The 18715-nt window shown below is 74.4% G+C and carries 15 protein-coding genes; 12 read left to right on the plus strand and 3 right to left on the minus strand.

Annotation, left to right across the window (positions count from 1 at the left end; all coding sequences use genetic code 11):
* The first annotated feature begins 5 nt into the window (after nt 1-5).
* From CPE01_RS14210 to CPE01_RS14230, 5 genes are all read left to right on the plus strand, one after another.
* The gene (locus tag CPE01_RS14210; protein ID WP_146807475.1) at nt 6-1520 is read left to right on the plus strand and encodes a sugar ABC transporter ATP-binding protein; all 1515 of its coding nucleotides are present in this window, start codon (nt 6-8) and stop codon (nt 1518-1520) included.
* Entirely contained in the window at nt 1513-2556 is a 1044-nt protein-coding gene (locus tag CPE01_RS14215) for an ABC transporter permease (protein WP_146807476.1), read from the plus strand. The genes CPE01_RS14210 and CPE01_RS14215 overlap by 8 nt, the downstream gene beginning before the upstream one ends.
* On the plus strand, nt 2553-3572 hold the full coding sequence (locus CPE01_RS14220) for an ABC transporter permease (RefSeq protein ID WP_146807477.1): 1020 nt from the start codon (nt 2553-2555) through the stop codon (nt 3570-3572). The genes CPE01_RS14215 and CPE01_RS14220 overlap by 4 nt, the downstream gene beginning before the upstream one ends.
* Nucleotides 3572-4588 carry a DUF4432 family protein gene (locus CPE01_RS14225; protein ID WP_146807478.1) on the plus strand — a complete coding sequence of 339 codons (1017 nt, stop codon included), beginning with the start codon at nt 3572-3574 and terminating at the stop codon, nt 4586-4588. The genes CPE01_RS14220 and CPE01_RS14225 overlap by 1 nt, the downstream gene beginning before the upstream one ends.
* 90 nt (nt 4589-4678) lie before the next feature.
* Nucleotides 4679-5305, plus strand: a complete 627-nt coding sequence (locus tag CPE01_RS14230) for a DUF1349 domain-containing protein (protein WP_146807479.1) — start codon at nt 4679-4681, stop codon at nt 5303-5305.
* A 26-nt stretch (nt 5306-5331) separates the two neighbouring features.
* Here CPE01_RS14230 and CPE01_RS16530 read toward each other — a convergent pair whose 3' ends face one another.
* Nucleotides 5332-6318 (minus strand): SGNH hydrolase domain-containing protein, encoded by a 987-nt coding sequence (locus CPE01_RS16530; protein WP_186811557.1) that lies wholly within the window; start codon nt 6316-6318, stop codon nt 5332-5334.
* 192 nt (nt 6319-6510) lie between these two features.
* Here CPE01_RS16530 and CPE01_RS14240 point away from each other — a divergent pair, with 192 nt between their 5' ends.
* On the plus strand, nt 6511-8145 hold the full coding sequence (locus CPE01_RS14240) for a DEAD/DEAH box helicase (protein WP_246783961.1): 1635 nt from the start codon (nt 6511-6513) through the stop codon (nt 8143-8145).
* Nucleotides 8146-8645: 500 nt separating this feature from the next.
* Here the strand turns inward: CPE01_RS14240 and CPE01_RS14245 are convergent, their stop codons facing one another.
* Nucleotides 8646-9230, minus strand: coding sequence for a TetR family transcriptional regulator (locus CPE01_RS14245; protein WP_146807480.1), 585 nt, complete (start codon nt 9228-9230; stop codon nt 8646-8648).
* A gap of 109 nt (nt 9231-9339) precedes the next feature.
* Here CPE01_RS14245 and CPE01_RS14250 point away from each other — a divergent pair, with 109 nt between their 5' ends.
* Entirely contained in the window at nt 9340-9567 is a 228-nt protein-coding gene (locus tag CPE01_RS14250) for a BldC family transcriptional regulator (RefSeq protein WP_146807481.1), read from the plus strand.
* Between the two features lie 163 nt (nt 9568-9730).
* Complete coding sequence (locus CPE01_RS14255) at nt 9731-10135, plus strand: transferase (RefSeq protein ID WP_146807482.1); 405 nt, start codon at nt 9731-9733, stop codon at nt 10133-10135.
* A 28-nt stretch (nt 10136-10163) separates the two neighbouring features.
* On the opposite strand, the gene CPE01_RS14260 is transcribed toward CPE01_RS14255, so the two are convergent.
* Nucleotides 10164-11591: a basic amino acid/polyamine antiporter gene (locus CPE01_RS14260; RefSeq protein WP_146807483.1), complete on the minus strand. Its 1428-nt coding sequence runs from the start codon at nt 11589-11591 to the stop codon at nt 10164-10166.
* A 547-nt stretch (nt 11592-12138) separates the two neighbouring features.
* Here CPE01_RS14260 and CPE01_RS14265 point away from each other — a divergent pair.
* The 4 genes from CPE01_RS14265 (at nt 12139) to mscL (ending at nt 18662) form a co-directional block, all read left to right on the plus strand.
* On the plus strand, nt 12139-16884 hold the full coding sequence (locus CPE01_RS14265) for a PDDEXK-like endonuclease domain-containing protein (protein ID WP_186811558.1): 4746 nt from the start codon (nt 12139-12141) through the stop codon (nt 16882-16884).
* Nucleotides 16885-16944: 60 nt separating this feature from the next.
* Complete coding sequence (locus tag CPE01_RS14270; protein ID WP_146807484.1) at nt 16945-17274, plus strand: hypothetical protein; 330 nt, start codon at nt 16945-16947, stop codon at nt 17272-17274.
* Between the two features lie 97 nt (nt 17275-17371).
* A complete protein-coding gene (locus CPE01_RS14275) occupies nt 17372-18049 on the plus strand; it encodes an SAF domain-containing protein (RefSeq protein WP_246783962.1) in 678 nt (225 codons plus the stop codon).
* A 40-nt stretch (nt 18050-18089) separates the two neighbouring features.
* Nucleotides 18090-18662 carry a large conductance mechanosensitive channel protein MscL gene (gene mscL / locus CPE01_RS14280; protein ID WP_146807485.1) on the plus strand — a complete coding sequence of 191 codons (573 nt, stop codon included), beginning with the start codon at nt 18090-18092 and terminating at the stop codon, nt 18660-18662.
* The last annotated feature ends 53 nt before the right edge of the window (nt 18663-18715 follow it).

The raw sequence follows: 18715 nt of genomic DNA on the forward strand, positions 1-18715 counted from the left end.
CGTCGATGCCCGCACTGCTGCAGGTCGTGGACGTGGTCCAGGAGTACCCCGGGGTCCGCGCGCTCAAGGGGGTCTCGCTGGAGCTGGCCCCCGGTCAGGTGCTCGGCCTCGTCGGTGAGAACGGCGCGGGCAAGAGCACGCTGATCCGTGTGCTCGGCGGCATCGAGCAGCCCGTGAGCGGGTCCGTCCTGGTGGGCGGCACCGAGCGCACGTTCCGGAGCTCGGCCGAGTCGCAGGCCGCGGGCATCAGCGTCGTGAGCCAGGAGTTCCGGCTCGTGCCGCAGCTCTCGGTCGCCGACAACGTGTTCCTCGGCCACGAGCTGACCGGCGCCGGTGTGGTCGACCGCGGGCGCACGCGCCGCCGGACGGCCGAGCTGCTCGACCAGCTCGGCCTCGACCTCGACCCCGACCGTCCCGTCTCGTCGCTCACCGTGGGCGACCGGCAGATGGTCGAGATCGCCCGCGCGCTGTCGCGCGAGTTCGACGTCCTCATCATGGACGAGCCGACCGCCGCGCTGAACGGCGCCGAGACGCTGCGGCTGCACGAGATCGTGCGGCGCATCGCGGCGCAGGGCAAGGCGGTCGTCTACGTCTCGCACCACCTCGACGAGATCTTCGACATCTGCGGTGACGTCGCCGTCCTGCGCGACGGGGCGCTCGTCGCGCACGCACCCACCGCGGAGCTCGACGAGGCACGCCTCGTCGAGCACATGCTGGGACGCAAGCCGCAGACCTTCGAGCGCGCCGGGTCGACGTCCGACGAGGGTGCCGCTCGCCTCGAGGTCGTCGGCCTGCGGGTGCCCGGCGTCGCCGAGCCGTTCGACCTCACGGTCCGCGGCGGCGAGATCGTCGGCCTGGCCGGCCTCGTCGGCTCGGGTCGCACCGAGCTCACGCGCGCGCTGTTCGGGGACCTGACCTCGGCCGGTGAGATCCGGGTGGACGGCAAGCCCGTGCGCCTGACGAACCCGCGCGAGGCGGTCCGCTCCGGCGTCTTCATGCTCAGCGAGGACCGCAAGGGCGAGGGCATCCTGCCGCACCTCGACGTCACCGAGAACGCGATGGTCTCGCGCGACCGCTCGTCGCTGCCGCTGCTGCGCCGCCTCTTCCCGGTCCCGGCCGACGAGTCCGCCCAGTTCTCCCGGCTCCGCGCCGACATGCGCATCCGCGTGCCGCACGGCCGACAGCTCATCGGGAACCTCTCGGGCGGCAACCAGCAGAAGGTGCTGCTCGGCCGGGCGCTGCTGTCCGGCTGCGCGGTGCTCCTGCTCAACGAACCGACCCGAGGCGTCGACGTCGGCGCCAAGGTCGACATCTACCAGCTCATCAAGCAGCTCGCGGACGCGGGCGTGGCCGTGGTCGTGTCCAGCTCGGACGCGCCCGAGCTCGCCGCGATCGCCGACCGGTGCGCCGTGTACTTCGCGGGCCGTCGCGTCGCCGAGCTGCACGGCCGCGACGTGACCGAGGACAACATCGTCGGCGCGTCCGTCGGACAGACCGCGCAGGAGGCGACCCATGTCTGACACGACCCTCGCCGCGACGTCGACGGCGGACCTCGTCGCCGACGAGCGCGCGCGCTCCGCCGAGCTGGCCCGCCGGGCCGACTCGCGCCGCAACCTGCTGCAGAACGCGGGCGTCATGGTCCCGTTCGTCCTGGTGCTCGTCGCCGGGATCGCGGCCGTCCCGAACTTCGCGTCGGGCTCCAACGTCACCAACATGCTCGTCAACGCGGCGATCCTCGCGATCGTCGGCTACGGCATGACGCTCGTCATCGCGGTCCGCGGCATCGACCTGTCGGTCGGCTCCGCGCAGGCCCTCGCGGCGTGCATCGCGGCCTCGGTCGTGAACTCCGCGGGCCCGCTGGTCGGCGCGGTCGTCGGCATCGGCGTGGGCGCCGGGCTCGGCCTGCTCAACGGCGTGATCGCCACCCGGCTGCGGGTGCCCGGCTTCATCGCGACGCTGTCGACGATGAGCGTGTTCCGCGGGTTCGTCCTGCTGTTCACGGGCGGTGCGCCGATCATGATCGCGTCGGGCGGGTTCAAGTCCGTCGCCACCGCGTCCGTGCTCGGCATCCCGCTGCCGTTCGTCATCGCGGTCGTCATCGGCGTGGGCGCCTGGTTCGCGCTCGACCGCATGCGGTTCGGCAAGCACGTCGTCGCCGTCGGCGGCAGCCCCGAGGCTGCGGTCGACACCGGCATCAGCGTCTCGCGCGTGATCCTGCTGTCCTACCTCGCGTCCGGGGCCGCGGCCGGTGTCGGCGGCGTGCTCCTGGCGAGCCAGCTCGGCGTCGTCAACGGTTCGGTGGCGTCGGGCCTCGAGCTGCAGGCCATCGCGATCGTCGTCCTCGGCGGCACGAGCATGGCCGGTGGCCGGCCGCGGATCGTCGGCACGTTCGTCGCAGCCCTGCTGCTGTCGATGATCAACTCCGGCCTCAACCTGCTCAACGTCCCGTCGTTCTACCAGTACGTCGCGCTCGGAGCCCTGCTGGTCTTCGCCCTGAGCATCGACGGTGCGCAGCGAGCGGCGGTCCGCCGCATGCTCGAAGGGAGGCTCTCGTGACCACCACCGTGACGACCCCCGCGGCGGGCGTCCCGTCCGCCGAGCAGGAGGCCCGACCGGGCATCGGGCAGGTCCTGCGGCAGTTCGCCGGGCGGCAGTACCTCCTGGGCGTGCTGGTCGTGGCCTGCGTGGCCGTCGGCTTCGCCCGGCCGTCGTTCTGGGGCTCGGGCAACCTGTCGAACGTGCTCTTCCAGGCCTCGTTCGTCGGCCTGGCGGCCTGCGGCATGACCCTGCTGATCGCCGCGGGCCTGCTCGACCTGTCGGTCGGCGGCGTGATCGCGGTCGCGTCGATCGCCGTGGCGACCGTGCTGCCGCACACGACGATCGGGACGGCGCTGCTCCTGGCGCTCGCGATCGGCGCGGTGCTCGGCCTGGTCAACGGGCTGCTCGTGACGTACGTCAAGATCGCCCCGTTCATCGCGACGCTCGGCACGCTCTACCTGTTCCTGGGCGCGGCGTTCATCTGGACCTCGGGCAAGGTCGTGCCGATCACGTCGAGCAAGTACCGCTCGTTCACCACCGGCACGGTCGGGCTGCTGCCCGTGCCGTTCCTCGTGTTCGTCGTGCTGGCCGTCGGCACGTACTTCGTGTTGCAGCGCACCTACTTCGGACGGACGCTGCGCGCCTTCGGGTCGAACGAGCGTGCCGCCGTGCTCGCGGGTCTGCCCGTGAACCGGGCCAAGGTGCTCGTGTTCGTCGTCGCCGGGGTGTGCTTCGCGCTCGCCGGGGTCTTCATGGCGGGCCGCCTGTCGTCGGCCGAGGGCAACATGGCCACCGGTTTCGAGATGGACGTCATCGCGGCCGTCGTCGTCGGTGGCACCGCGCTGCGCGGCGGCCGGGGGACGGCGTTCGGCACGGTCGTCGGTGCGCTGCTGTTCGCCGTCCTGAACAACGCGCTCAACCTGCTGGGCGTCGCGTCCTACTGGCAGTACGTGCTCACGGGCGCGGTGCTCGTCGCCGCGATCGCGCTCGGCGCGCGGCGCTCGTCCGCGGCCGAGGTCCGAGGGGCCGGCTGATGGGCTTCGGCGCCGACTCGGTGCTCACCGACGAGCCGGTGCGCCGGCTCGTCGGGGCACCGGACCAGCTCGTGTCGGTCGACCGCCTGGTGCGCGACGAGGGACCCGGGCGCGGCGCACCCGTTCTGGTGGTGCGCAACCCCGGCGGGATCTCGTTCGAGGTGCTGCTGGACCGTGCGCTCGACCTCGGCTGGGCCGACGCCGCCGGGCTGCCGCTCGCGTGGCGCTCGGCGCGCGGACCCGTGGCCTCGTCGCGGTACGAGCCGCACGGCTCGGGCTGGACGCGCACGTTCGGCGGCGGGCTGCTGTCCACGTGCGGGCTCGCCTCGACGGGTGCCGCCTCGACCGTCGACGGCACGCACCACGGGCTGCACGGGCGCGTCGGGCACATCCCGGCCGAGAACGTGCGCTGGGGCCTGACCGACGACGAGGGCGTGCCCGCGGTCGAGATCACGGGTGACGTGCTGGAGGCCTCCCTCGGCGGTCCGTCGCTGCGGCTGCGGCGACGCATCGTCGCCAGCACCGCACGGCCCGAGCTGCGGGTGGAGGACGTGGTCACCAACGACGGGTTCACGCCCGCGGGCCACATGTTCCGGCACCACCTGAACGTCGGCTACCCGCTCGTCGCCCCGGGGACCGTCGTGACCGCCACCGCCGACCCGTACGCCGAGCGCGACCGGCCCGACGCGGCGCCCCGGGCGTTGCCGTGGACGCTCGACCTCGCCGACGGGCCCGCACCCGAGACCGTCCTGTACTGCCGGCCCCACGAGGGCCCGACGGCGTACGTCTGCGTGACCTCGCCCGACGGTCACGTCCTCGAGGTCGAGCAGGACACCGACGGCTGGCCGCTGCTCGTGCTCTGGCGCGACCCGACGCCGGGCGTCAACGTGCTCGGCGTCGAGCCGTCCACGTCACGCGACGGCGGCCGCGCACAGGCGGAGCGGGACGGCGAGGTCGTCGTCCTCGCGCCCGGCCAGAGCAGGACCTACCGCACGGCCGTGCGCCTCGTCGACTGACGGGCCGGCCCGGTCCGGCCCCGCACCCTCCAGCACCGCCGCAGCACCCTGCACGCACGCCCCCGCCACCCTGATCCGAGAGGACCGTCCGTGACCCAGCTCGTCGTCCCCGGCCTGCCCGACCCGCTCGACGCGTCTCCCGGGTCCACGTGGCAGGTCGACCCCGCCGACGGCCGCCTGCGCGTGACTGCCGCGCCGCTCAGCGACATCTTCGTCGACCCCGGTGCAGGCGACGGCCAGGTCAACTCCACGACGCTGCTCAACGCCGCGACGCTCCTGACCGACGCGCCCGAGGGCGACTTCCAGCTCAGTGCGCACGTCGAGGTGGAGTTCGCCGCGACGTTCGACGCGGGCGTGCTGCTGCTGTGGCTCGACGAGAGGTACTGGGCCAAGCTCTGCTTCGAGTACTCGCCCGCGGGCGAGGCGATGGTCGTCTCGGTCGTGAACCGCGAGGTCGCCGACGACGCCAACGCCTTCGTCGTCGACCGGCACGACTTCTGGCTGCGCGTCTCGCGGATCGACAACGTCTTCGCGTTCCACGCGTCGTCCGACGGCGAGACCTGGGTGCTCGTGCGCGTGTTCGGCCTCGAGCGGCCGGGTGCCGCGCTGCGGATCGGCTTCGAGGCGCAGTCGCCGATGGGCGACGGCTGCGCGGTGACGTTCTCGCAGACGCGCCTGCGCGGGGTGCGCCTGTCGGACGTGCGCGACGGGTCCTGACCGCGCGACTCTCCGGGCGGGGGCGGCTACTGCGCCGTGGCGACCTTCCGCGCGGCGTCGAGCTTCGTCGCGATCGTCGACGTGATCGTCTTGACGTAGGTGTTCGTCAGGTGCGAGCCCTGCCGGTAGACCAGCACGCGGTCGAACACCGCGCGGCAGACCCCGCCCGGGCACAGCGTGGGACGCAGGTTGACCACGCCGACGCCGCCCACGCGGTCGGCCGCGCGCTGCTGGACCTTCGCGGTCCCGCTGACCGCCGAGAAGTTGCACCGCCACGGCTGCGTCGGGTGCTTGGCGACGCACGGGTAGACGTCGCCCGCGGGTGACGGCGGGTTGTCGAGCACGACGACGACCGGGATGCCCATGCCCTGCAGCGTGCGCCAGCGCGAGGCCAGGCCCCGCTCCATCGAGGACGCCGACGACGCGGTGTCGCCCGGGAGGCGGCCCGTCGAGGTGGCCTGGTTCGTCACGACGAGGTCGGGCTGGTGGCGCTGCAGCGCCTTGAGCGCCGAGCGGTTCCACGCGTTGCAGGTGGTGTACGGGGCGCCGTCGCGGTCGATCTCCGCGTCGGTGAACGAGCACGCGGACTTCGTGATGATGAGCACCCGCCACCCGCGCGCGTGGGCGATCCGGATGAACGCGGCCGCGTACTGGCCCATCTTCGAGTCGCCGACGAGCGCGATCGTGTACGCCGACGACGACGCCCTGCCGTACTCGCAGACGACCGCGTTGCTGGTCGCGGCCTTGCCGTGGCAGGGCCGCCCGACCCACGGCGCGAGCGTGGAGCGCTCCGAGTAGTAGGCGGGCACGTCCCGGGTCGCCTTCGACGGCTCGGGCGTGATGGCCGCGGACACGGCGGCGACCTCGCTCGCCGCGGCGACGTCGCCGGCCGCGACGGGAGCGGCGATCGCGCTCTGCGCGGCGGCGGGGGAGACGGCGAGCGTGCCGCCGAGCACGAGGCTGAGGCCTGCGAGCGCGGTCAGGAGCCGGCGGGGACGGGACGTGGTGTGCACAGGACCACGATGACGCACGCGAGCGCCGTCGGACGCCGCTCGAACGGGTGTGTGAGCAGCGCGACAGCGGGTTTCGCCCGGTCATGGGGGACACTGGGGTCGGCTCTGCGCGGCTCATGGACCAGCGCGGGCCCGCGTCCTGGGTGTGAAAGTGCCTGGTGGGCGCCCCCTCGACGCCTGAAAGGCGACACCTTGACCAGCTTCTCCTCCCTCGGCGTGCCCGAGGTCCTCGTCCGCACGCTCGCCGACCGCGGCATGCCGGACGCCTTCCCGATCCAGACCGCGACGCTGCCGGACACCCTGCGCGGCCGCGACGTGCTCGGCCGCGGCCGCACGGGCTCCGGCAAGACGCTCGCGTTCAGCCTCCCGCTCGTCGCCCGTCTCGCGGGTCTCGTCCCCGGTACGACGATGGTGCGCCACGTCCCGAACCGCCCGACGGGCCTCGTGCTCGCGCCGACGCGTGAGCTCGCGACGCAGATCGCCGCGACGCTCGAGCCGCTCGCGAAGGCCGCGCGCCTGAGCGTCACGACGATCTTCGGCGGCGTCTCGCAGCGCCCGCAGGAGTCCGCGCTCAAGAGCGGCGTCGACATCGTCGTCGCGTGCCCCGGGCGCCTCGAGGACCTCATGAAGCAGGGGATCATCTCGCTCGCGGACGTGCAGATCACCGTGCTCGACGAGGCCGACCACATGGCCGACCTGGGCTTCCTGCCCGGCGTGAAGCGGATCCTGGCCGCGACCGACAAGCGCGGTCAGCGCATGCTCTTCTCCGCGACGCTCGACAACGGCGTGGACAAGCTCGTCACCGCCTTCCTCAAGGACCCGCTGCGTCACTCGGTCGACACCGACCGCTCACCGGTGTCGGCGATGACGCACCACGTGCTGACCGTCGCGGACGCCGAGGACAAGCGTCAGGTCGTCCAGCACCTCGCGTCCGGCACGGGCCGCCGCGTGCTGTTCACGCGCACCAAGCACGGCGCCAAGAAGCTCGCCAAGCAGCTCACCACCGCGGGCGTGCCTGCCGTGGACCTGCACGGCAACCTTGGCCAGGGCGCGCGTGAGCGCAACCTCGAGGCGTTCTCCACGGGTGCGGTCAACGTGCTCGTCGCGACCGACATCGCGGCGCGCGGTATCCACGTCGACGAGGTCGAGCTCGTCGTGCACGTCGACCCGCCCGCCGAGCACAAGGCGTACCTGCACCGCTCGGGCCGCACCGCGCGTGCCGGGTCTGCGGGTGACGTCGTGACGATCGTGCTCCCGGAGCAGCTCTCCGACGTGCGCGCGATGACGCGTCAGGCCGGCATCACGGCGACGCCGCAGGCCGTGCGCCCCGGCGCGCACGTGCTGACCGAGCTCGTCGGCGCGCTCGCGGCACCCGTCAAGCCGGTGGTGCGTCCGACGACGACCGCGCCGACCGGTCGTCGTCAGCAGACCTCCGGCGCGGCCCCGGCCAGCACCGAGCGGCCCGCGGGGCGTTCGCGCCGTCGTGGCGGCAAGGGGCGCGGCGACGCCGCTGCTCGCGCCGGTGCGCCGGCGGCGCAGCCGGCTCGCGGCGGGCAGCGTGGCGCGCAGACCGCCGGCCAGACGAGCGGCCAGACCAGCGGCCAGCGCACCGCGCGCCAGGGTGCCGCGCGCCAGGGTGCCGCTTCCGCGAAGGCGGGCGTGGGCGCGCGCTCCGGCTCGGCCGTCGTGTACTCCTCGAGCACGGGCGGGTCGTCGTCGGGCTCGTGGGGCACGTCGGGCTCGTCGTCGTCCGCACGCCGCGGCGGTCCGCGTCGCGCCGGCCGTCCCGCCGGCGACCCGTCGCGCGGTGACCGCCGCCAGGGCTGACCGCCCGGACGCACGCGCGTCGGACGGGGGCTGAGCCGCAGGAGGCTCGGCCCCCGTCTCGTCGTCCTGACCCCCGCGCGGCCGCCCGGGACGCCGACGCGGTGACCCGAGGGCCCCGATCCGGGCGGTGACGGCCTTAGGTCCCAGGCGACACGCGGTGGCACAGGAGTAGGCCTAGGGCATCACAAGGAGGTGATGCCGGTGTTCTCCATCGGGGCGAAGCCGGGTAAGGGGAAGTTCCTGGACGCGTGCGGTCACACGGTCGAGCTGAAGGACGGCGAGGCGCTCCCGCCGTGCCCGCAATGCGACCACAGCGCCGAGGTGAGGTGGTGGAGGTTGATCTGAGCCAGCCGCCTCATCCCTGACGCGGTGCGACGGTGCACCGCGTCAGGGCGTTGTGGCGCGCCCACGAGGGGTAGCGCTCGTGGGCCGTGCGAGACGGGCCCGCCGACCGACGACGACGTCGGTCGGACGAGCGGGCTGACCGACGACGGCGTCGGTCAGACGAGCGGCCAGACCTCGGACATCGCCGCGTCGATCAGGTCGGCGATCGGACGCTCGCCGTCGGTCGCGACCCAGGCCTCGCGCGCGCACTCCATGCAGGCCATGGCGGATGCTGCCTTGACCCGGATCGCCAGGTCCGGCGCCTGCGGGTGCCGGGTGCGCAGCACGCCCTCGAACATCTGCCGCCACCGCCGGACGTTGTGCATGTGGCGCCCGTAGAGCTGCGGCGTCGCGTAGATGAGCCGCAGCAGCGGGAGTGCGAAGTCGTCGCGGCGGGTGCTCTCGACGAAGTCGTCGAAGCATCGCCTGATGGACACCCAGTCCGACTCGTCCGCGGGCCGCTCGGCGAACGTGCGGGCGGCGAGGTCGCGCCAGTACGCCGAGAGCTGCTCGAGCACGTCGTCCTTCGTCGCGAAGTAGCGGAAGAACGTGCGTTCGGACATCCCCACCGCAGCTGCGATCTTCTCGACCGTCGTCTCGTCGTAGCCGTTCGTGATGAACAGGTCGATCGCCGCGAGCGTCAGGTCGCCCTTGACGGCGCGTCGCTTGCGGGCCCGCAGGGAGGTGTCTGGTTGGGACATACGCCACACCCTAGAGCAAAGGGGTTGTATTTTCGGCGCTTCCTGTCAAACTTGTCAGTGACTGACGCGACGAAGTCCGGCCCGCACGTCGGACTCGGGGGGAGACACCATGACTGACCTGCGCAACGACGAGCCCGAGCTGCTGACCCCGCACGAGGTCGCGACCCTGTTCGGCGTCGATCCCAAGACCGTGACGCGCTGGGCGCGGGCCGGCCGACTCACGGCGATCCGGACGCTCGGCGGCCACCGCCGCTACGTCGGCTCCGAGGTCCGCGCCCTCATCGCACCGCGCACGACCCCGCGCGTCACCGCGCGGGTCAGCCTCGGCACCGAGTGAGCCGCCCCGGCGGTCGCGCCTCACGGTCGGGTGAGGCGCGAACACCGGGACCGGGACGCCGGCGAGCTCCTCACGGATGCGGAGCTCGCCGGCGTTCGTCGTCCTCCGGCAGCGGGGCGCGAGCGGGAACATCGAGAGGGGTCGAATCGTTCTTATGGGCGCCATGAGAAAGCGATACGAAGAGCTCGAGACAGACGACGGCAAGGTCGTGCGCTACCGCCGGCACGACAACGGTGGGGGACTGGTCGCCATGACCGCCTCCGTCGACCCGACCGCGTTCGTGGCGGAGACAGCCTGGGTGGACCCCGGGGCACAGATCGGTGGCGGCGCCCACCTGGGCGCGCACGTCTGGGTGGAGCCCGATGCGGTGATCGGGCCGCACGCGCGGCTCGGCACGCACGTGCACGTCGGCCGCGGAGCGGTGCTCGGCGCCGGGACGCGGCTCGCGACGCGCGTGACCGTCGGCGACGGAGCACAGGTCGTCGACCGGACGAGGGTCCCGGCCGAGGCCACGATCCCGCCCGCCGCGCACATCACTCCGGCGACGAGCCACACGCTCGCCGCCTGACGGCCCGGCGCGCCCGGACCCGGTTGGCCTACAGCTGGATCCAGCCCGCGACCAGGGCGACCAGCCCGATGACCGCGCCGACGAGCGAGACCGCCAGCACGACGCGCTCGCGCGCGCTGAACCAGCGGCGGTCCTGCTCGCGGCGGGTCAGCACGAACAGCACGGTCGCGGGCGCGTACACGACGAACACGACGAGCAGGTGGTCCACGCCGGCCGCGTACAGCAGCCACGTCGTGTACAGCGTCGCGAGCACGGCGACGACGAACGGCCCGCGTCCGGCCTCGGGCGCGGGCCGTCTCAGCAGGCGCACGCCGTACGCCGCGGCGAGCAGGTACGGGATCAGTACGAGCGAGCCGGTGAGCTCGAGCGCGAAGTCGAACGCGTGCTCGGACAGCAGCGTGAGCAGCAGCACCGCCTGGGACAGCGCGGTCGACAGCACGAGCGCGGGGACGGGTGCGTCGTGCCGGTTCGTCGCGCGCAGGAAACGCGGCATGTCGTCGCCGCGGGCCGCCACGAGCAGCACCTCGGCGGCCATGAGCGTCCAGGCGAGGTAGGCACCCAGCACCGAGATGATGAGCCCGGCCGCGACGAACGTGCCGCCCCACGAGCCGAACGCCGCCTCGAGCACACCGCCCATCGACGGCTCCTCGAGCGCCGCGAGCTCGGACGCCGGCAGGATCCCGTACGAGACGATCGTCACGGACGCGAACAGCGCGAACACCGACCCGAACCCGAGCAGGGTCGCGCGCCCGACGTCGCGGCGGCGCCGCGCGTGCCGCGAGAACGTGCTCGCCCCCTCGACGCCGAGGAACACGAACACGGTTGCGAGCATGGTGCCGCGCACCTGGTCGAGCAACGAGCCTGCACCGGGCGCACCGGCCCAGTTGTCCGCGAACACCTGCGGGTCGAACGCGAGCACCGACAGCAGCACGAACACGACGATCGGCACGGTCTTGGCGACCGTCACCACGCGGTTGACGGCGGTCGCCTCGCGGATGCCGCGTCGCACGATCGCGAAGAACACCCAGATCCCCGCGGAGCCGACCGCGACCGCCAGGAACGTGTCGCCCGAGCCGAGCGCGGGGAACACCGCACCGAGCGTCGAGGTGATGAGCACCCAGTAGGTGACGTTGCCGACGCACGCCGAGGCCCAGTAGCCGAACGCCGAGAAGAACCCCAGGTACTCGCCGAACCCGGCCTTCGCGTAGGCGTACACGCCCGCGTCCAGGTCCGGGCGGCGCACCGCGAGCATCTGGAAGACGAGCGCGAGCATGAGCGTCCCGGCGCCCGCCACGCCCCATGCGACGAGCGCACCCGCGACGCCCGTGGACTGCGCGAACTGCCGTGGCAGCGAGAAGACGCCGGCCCCGACCATCGACCCCACGACGAGCATCGCCATGGTGGGGACGCTCAGGCGGGTGCTCGCGGGCGCGACCGACGTGCTCGCGGTGCTCATGCGGCCCATCCAACACCGCGGCCGCAGCGCCCGCGCGGACGTGCGTCCCACGAGCGGACGACGAGCGTGTGGCACCGGTTGCGTCGATCACCTGACGTCAGCCGCGCCTACCTGCGGTCGGGTGCCGACCGAGTGAGGGAGCGAATGGGTCCTTGGTGACATTCTGCAAAATCATGGACTGGACGGTTGACCAGCAGGTAGTGCATGACGCATGATGACTCCCGACGGTGCGCATCGCCTGCCCCCTGCGCGGTGCGCACCGTTCTCACGTCCGAGAGGCGGCCGCGATCATCCGCGGCCGCCTCTCGCGTTCTGTGGTGGCGCGTGTTCGCTCAGGGCACGTGCCGTGTGCTCGTCGAACCGGGTGGACGGCCCCTGACCTGACCCGCACGCCGACCTCGTCGCGGCCAGGCCGTGTGCGGCTGCAGGGCGTGAACGGATCGATGCGAGCCGCACGATCATGCGGATCGTCACGCGTTGGCGTGCAACTCGCCCACCCTCGGCGCGTCACGGCCGGACGGGCCGCGCCCGCGGTTACCGTCGCAGGGTGACCGTCCCCGCGCGAGCGTCAGCCACGGGAGCCGGCTCGGACCACGGGCCCGGCCCTGCCGAGGCCGACCCCACCACCCCGACCGCCGGCGTCCCGACCGGTCCCGAGCCCTCGTCGTCCGACGAGCAGGCTGCGGGCCCCGTCGCGCTCGTCGAACCCCCGTCCGACGCCGAGCTCGTCGAGAGTGCGCTCGCGACGTGGCGCGGCGCGCTCGTCGAGGCCGCGGGCGGATCGACGCTCGCCGACATCGACCTGCTGGGTGAGGCCGCGCTCGACCTGTCCGCCGCGCACCCGTCCGGCATGGCGCAGCTCTTCGCCGGGCGCGAGACCCGGCTGTCGAACCTCGTGCGCGAGGGTGCGGCGCTGTCGGCGGCGCGACGACGAGCCCGCGCGGTCGGTTCGCGCGCGGCGGCGTACGAGCAGCGGTACGGCATCGCGCCCACGTCGCTCGCGATCGGCGTCGCGACGTGGACCGAGCGCACCCCCGGCCAGGTCGGGCAGGACGACGTCGCGGCGCTCGCGAGCATCACGCGCGCGCAGTCGAGCGACCCGTCGCCCGAGCAGGGCACGAACGAGCCTCGTCGCCTGCACGCGCCCGTCCTGCTGCGGCCCGTCGCGCTGCGGGCGCGGGGCACGGGGGAGAGCGACTACGAGCTCGCGCTCGAGCCGTCGCTCGAGGTCAACCCGGTCCTCGCGCGTGCGCTGCGCTCGCGCGGTGCGCTGCTCGACCCCGCGGCCGTCGCGCGCGGCGCGTTCACGCCGGGCGGCTTCGACCCGCGCGCCGCGCTGCAGCGGCTCGCGTCGCTCGGCGAGGCCGTGCTCGAGGACTTCCAGCTCACCGAGCGCGTCGTCGTCGGCACGTTCGTCCACCCGGGCCAGGTGCTCGTCGACGACCTCGACAACCTCGCCGCGAGCGTCGCGCACCACGAGGTGCTGACCGCGCTCGCGGGCGTCGAGGCCGACCAGGAGCGCCTGCACCAGCCGCTGCCCGCGGTCGTCGAGGGGGACCGCGACCCCGCGCACGAGCGTGGCGTCGGCGACCTGGACCCCGCGCAGCAGTACGTGCTGGACGTCGTGGCCACCGGCTCGCACCTGTTCGTCGACAGCCCCACGGGCGCCGACGAGGCCGGGACCATCGCCGCGATCGTCGCCGACGCCGCGGCCGCCGGACGCACCGTGCTCTACGTGCCCGGCCACCGGCGCGCGGCGGTCGCGCTGACCGAGCGGCTCGCCGCGCACGGCCTGCACGACCTGCTGCTCGACATCGCCCCCGAGGCCGGCTGGCGCACCGCCGCGGCCCGGCGGCTGCTGGGCGCCATGACCATGGAGTCGCCCGTCGTCGACGTGCGCGGCGTGCAGGCGCTGCGGTCCGACCTCGTCGGCCACCGCGAGGCCCTGCGGGCGTACGTCACGGGCCTGCACGTCGCGCGCGAGCCGTTCGGGGTCTCCGCGTACGACGCGCTGCAGCACCTCGCGCGTCTGACCTCGACCCGCCCGGCGCCGCACACGACCGTGCGGCTCGCCCCCGAGGTCGCCGGCGTGCTCGGCGACGCCACGCGCACCCGGCTCGCCGCCGACCTGCGGCGCGCGGGTGAGCTCGGCGCCTACAGCGTCCGGCCCGGCGACACCCCCTGGTACGGCGCCGACCTGCGCACGCACGCCGACGCGGACGTCGCGCGCCGGCGCCTGGCCCGCCTGCTCGACGACACCCTGCCGCGCCTCGCGGAGCGCGCCGTCCAGGTCGACACCGAGACCGGCCTGGTGCCCGCCGAGAGCGTCGACGCGTGGGGCGAGCAGCTGCGCATGCTCGACGGCGTCCGCGCGTCCCTCGACCTGTTCCTGCCGATCGTGTTCGAGCGGACGGCCGCCGACCTCGTCGCCGCGACCGCGACCAAGGAGTGGCGCGCCGAGCGTGGCATCGCGATGGGCTACTGGCTGCGCCGCCGCCTGCGCCGCCAGGCACGCGACATGGTGCGCCCCGGACGTCCCGTCGCGGACCTGCACTCCGCGCTCCAGCAGGTGCAGGAGCGGCGGGAGATCTGGCAGACGCACTGCCCGAGCGGTGGCTGGCCGCGCCTGCCCGAGGGGCTCGAGATCCTCGAGAGCGAGTACCGGGAGGTCCGCGAGGACCTCGAGGCGCTCGACGCGGTGCTCGCGTCGACGCCCGGCGGCGCGGGGCTGTGCACGGTGCCGCTCGACGCGCTCACCGAGCGCCTGTCGCGGCTGCGCGCCACGCAGGACGCGCTCGAGACGCTGCCCGACCGCACCGGCCTGCTGCACACCCTGCGCGCGGCGGGCCTCGGCGACCTCGTCGACGACCTCGCCGAGCGCCGCGTCGCACCGCAGGCCGCACCCGCCGAGCTCGAGCTCGCGTGGTGGAGCACCGTGATCGAGCAGATCCTCGCGCAGGACCCCGCGCTCGCGGGCTACGACGGCGAGACCCTCGGGGCGATGACCGCGCGCTACGCCGAGCTCGACCGTCAGCACGTCGCGAGCCTCGCCCCGCCGATCCGCTCCGCGGTCGCCGCGCAGGTCGGCGCCGTGCTGCGCCGGCACCGCGAACAGGCCGAGGAGCTGTTCGCCGAGCTCGTCGAGGAGCGCATCACGTCGCTGCGCGACACGTTCTCGCGGTACCCCGACGTCGTGCGCCGGCTACGGCCCGTGCTCGTCGCGAGCCCCATGCTCGTGCCGCAGGTGCTGCCCGCATCGCGGACCGTCGACCTCGTCGTGCTCGGCGCCGCCGCGCACCTGCCCACCGAGGTCGCGCTCGCCGCGATCGCGCGTGGGCGCCAGGTCGTCGTCGTCGGGGACGCCCGCTGCGCGTCTGGCAGCGCCGTGCGCGAGCTCGCGACCGTTCTGCCGCGCGCCACGCTGCGCGCGGACTCCGTCGCGCGCGACCCCTACCTCACGACGTTCCTCGCCGAGCACGGGTACGGCGACGCGCTCGTCGCGACCCCGCTGCCCACGAGCCGGCCGCTCGTGCGGCTCGAGGTCGTCGACGGCACCGGCATGCCGAACCCCACGTCGGGCATCGTCGAGACGACGACCGCGGAGGTCGCGCACACCGTCGAGCTCGTCCTCGAGCACGTGATGAGCCGCCCCGAGGAGTCCCTCGCGGTCGTCACGGTCACCCCCGCGCACGCCGAGGCCGTCCGCGAGGCCGTGCTCGACGAGGTCCGCACCAACCCCGCGCTCGCGGCGTTCTTCGACCCGGCGCGGCCCGAGCCGTTCGTCGTGACCGACCTGACCGGCGTCGCGGGGCTGCGCCGGGAGGCCGTGATCCTGTCGCTCGGTCTCGGCCGCACGCCCCACCGTCGCGTGCTGCACACGTTCGGCGCGCTGTCCGGCCCCGGCGGGGCCGCGCTGCTGCTCGACACGCTCGGCTCGACCCGGCACCGGCTCGTCGTCGTCTCGTGCTTCGGCGCCGACGACCTCGACACCGAGCGCCTGCGCGGCGACGGTCCGCGCCTGCTGCACGACCTGCTGACGTTCGCCGCCGAGCGCGGCACCGGGCAGACCGCGCCCGCGTCGCACGCGGTGGACCCCGACCGGCTGCTCGTCGACCTCGCCGAGCGCCTGTGGCGGCACGGCCTGATCGTCGAGCTCGACTACGGCGTGCCCGGCGGGCAGCGCATCCCGATGGTCGTCGGGCACCCGTCGCTGCCGGGCCGGATGCTCGTCGCCGTGCTCACGGACGACGAGGCGTACGTCGCCGAGCCGAGCGTGCGCGTGCGCGAGCGGCTCACCGCCGACCGCCTCGAGCGGCTCGGGTGGACCGTCGTGCGCGTCTGGTCCGCCGCCGCGTTCCTCGACCCCGAGGCCGAGGTAGACCGCATCCGCCGGTACGTGCACGCCGCGGTCCCCGCACCCGTCGAGCCGCGCACCGGCACGGCGATCATCGGTCTGCCGCAGTCGTGGACCGACGACGAGCGCGCGCTCGGCGCCGAGCGACCCGCACGTGCCGCTGCTGCGGCCGCCCCGGCCGCCCGCGCGGAGCTCCCGGTTGCGGTCGAGACGAACGAGCTCGCCGAACCGAGGCCCGTGACCGGTGCGGTCGCGGCGTCGGACGTCGCGCCCGCCGCTGCCCCCGCCGCCGCGGCGCCCGGCGACTCCACCGCTGCTCCGGTCCCTGCGCAGCCCGTGCAGACCGCCACCTCGTCGGATCCGTCCGGTGCTGCTGCGGCCGTCGCGGAGCCCATGGGCGCCGCCGGAACGGTCGTCACCGGAGGAGTGGCCGCCCCGCCCGCCCGCATGGACGCCGCGGACGCGATGGTGCGCGGGCGTGCGCTGCGCCGCAAGGGCCGCACACGCAAGGACAAGAGCGGTCCCGAGCCGTCGGAGGCCGAGCCGCCCGCCGACGTCCGGCCCTCGTCGCCCCCGACGCCCGCGGCTGACCCGGCCGCGACGCCGACCGCAGCCGACCTGCCGTCGACAGCAGCCGAGACGACGCCGAGCGCGGCGTCCGACGCGCAGCCCGTCTCGCGGCCGCTCACGCTCGTCCGGCCGGAGCAGCCCGCACTGCCCGTGCGGACGCTCGCGCGTCCCGACGTGCGTCGCGGTCTGCCGATCGCGGCGTACAGCGACGACCAGCTCGACGACCTCGTCGCCTGGCTACGGTCGGACGGACTCGAGCGCTCGCGCGACGAGCTGGCCGCGGAGCTGCGCGACGAGCTCGGCGTCACGCGCCGCTCGTACCGCATCGACACCGCCGTCCGCGCCGCGATCGCCCGCGCCCTGTCCTGACAGCTCGGCCCGCGGATCGGGACGCGCAGGTGGGAGCCGGCGCGGTGGGATGATCGGAGGGTGAGCACCGGGGACGACGAGGGCGCGCAGGCTGGCGCGACGAGTCCGGCGACCCCCGGCGTCCCGGCCCGGAGGCCGCGTCGCGCGGTGCGCGCCCCGGGCACCGTCGGCACCGACGACTCGCTGCTGCGCAGCACGCTCCCGGCCGCCCCGCCGAGCTCGAACGGGACGGCGACGTCGGACCCGTGCCCCGGATCCCGCATCGCCGACCGTTCGACGGATGCCCTGCTCGCGGCGCGCAGCGCCGACGACTCCGACGTGGGCTGGGGCGAGGGTCGCGACGACAACGACGACCGCCTGCGGTTGGACAAGCCCCCGCACTGGGGCTGACGCGCGACCCGACCCCAGCCCTCAGGTGAGCGGGTTCGGTCCACAGGTACGTCCGGCGTCCCGACGGCGCGGGCTGCGGCGCGCCTAGCGTCGCGGCGTGCGGGGATGGGTGGACGGCGGGGTGCCGCCGCTGGAGCGGCGTCGGCGACCGATCAAGGTCGCGTGGCGCGGGGTGCTCTGGCGGTGGCGCTTCGTCGTCGCCGCGCTGGGCGTCGGGCTCGCGGCGACCTCGGCGCTGCAGGTGCTGCGGCCGCCCGAGCCGGTCATGCGCGCGGTCGTCGTCGCGGCGCGTGACCTGCCCGCCGGGACGACGATCGGCGCGGCGGACGTGCGCGTCGCGCAGGTCCCGGAAGGGCTCGCGGTCGCCGGGACGACGCCGGGGTCGGGGGAGGTGGTCGGCGAGAGCGTCGCGGTGCCCGTGCCGGCCGGGCTGCCCGTGGTCCCGGGACTGCTCGCGTCGGGCGCGCTCGTCGGGCCGCCGGGCACGGTCGTCGCGGCCGTGCGGCTCGCCGACCCGGCGATGGCCGCGCTGCTCGAGCCCGGCACACGCATCGACGTGCTGGCCGCCGCGGCGGAGACCGGGGCGCAGGGCGTGGTCGTCGCGCGCCGCGCGCTCGTGCTGCCCGTCGCGCCCGGGGCGGGTGACGACGGCTGGGCCGCGAGCCTCGCGAGCGGTGACACGGCGCCCGTGCTGGTCGCGGTCTCGCCCGACGAGGCGGCGGCGTTGTCGGGGGCGGCCGTCTCGGCCTTGCTCTCCGCGGTCGTCGTGCCATGATCGAACGTCGCCAGGTCGCTTCACCCATCCGGAGGTTCACGTGTCTCAGTCCCCGCTCGGCTCGGCTGCCGGCTCGGCCGGCGCAGCGCTCGGCTCAGGCGCCAAGGGTCTGGCCAAGGTCTTCGAGGGGTTCAAGGACTTCATCTCGCGGGGCAACGCGGTCGACCTGGCCGTCGGTGTCGTCATCGGTGCGGCGTTCGGCGCGTTCGTGCAGTCGATCGTGGACGGTCTGATCAACCCGCTGATCGGCTGGATCTTCGGGCAGCCCAACCTCGACCACGTCCTGGCGTTCGGGCCCGAGGGCAAGGACCCGATCAGCTTCGGGCACATCCTCAGCGCGGCGATCACGTTCCTCATCACGGCGGCGGCGGTGTACTTCGTCGTCGTGCTGCCGCTCAACAAGCTCGCCGCTCGCCGCAAGCGCGGCGAGGAGCCGGAGCCCGCCGCACCGGCCGAGGACATCCTGCTGCTGCAGGAGATCCGCGACCTGCTGGCCGCGCGCCCGACGCCCGCGCTCACCACCGACATCACCAACCCGCCGACGATCAAGCCGTCCGACGGCCCGACGCCGCCGCCGTCGGTCCCGCCGGCGCCCCCCGCACCGACGGCCTGACCGAGCCGGCTCGGACGTCCACCGACGAGGACCGCGCGCCACCGCAGGCGGCG

Source organism: Cellulomonas persica, from assembly GCF_007989825.1.
GTDB classification, from domain to species: domain Bacteria; phylum Actinomycetota; class Actinomycetes; order Actinomycetales; family Cellulomonadaceae; genus Cellulomonas; species Cellulomonas persica.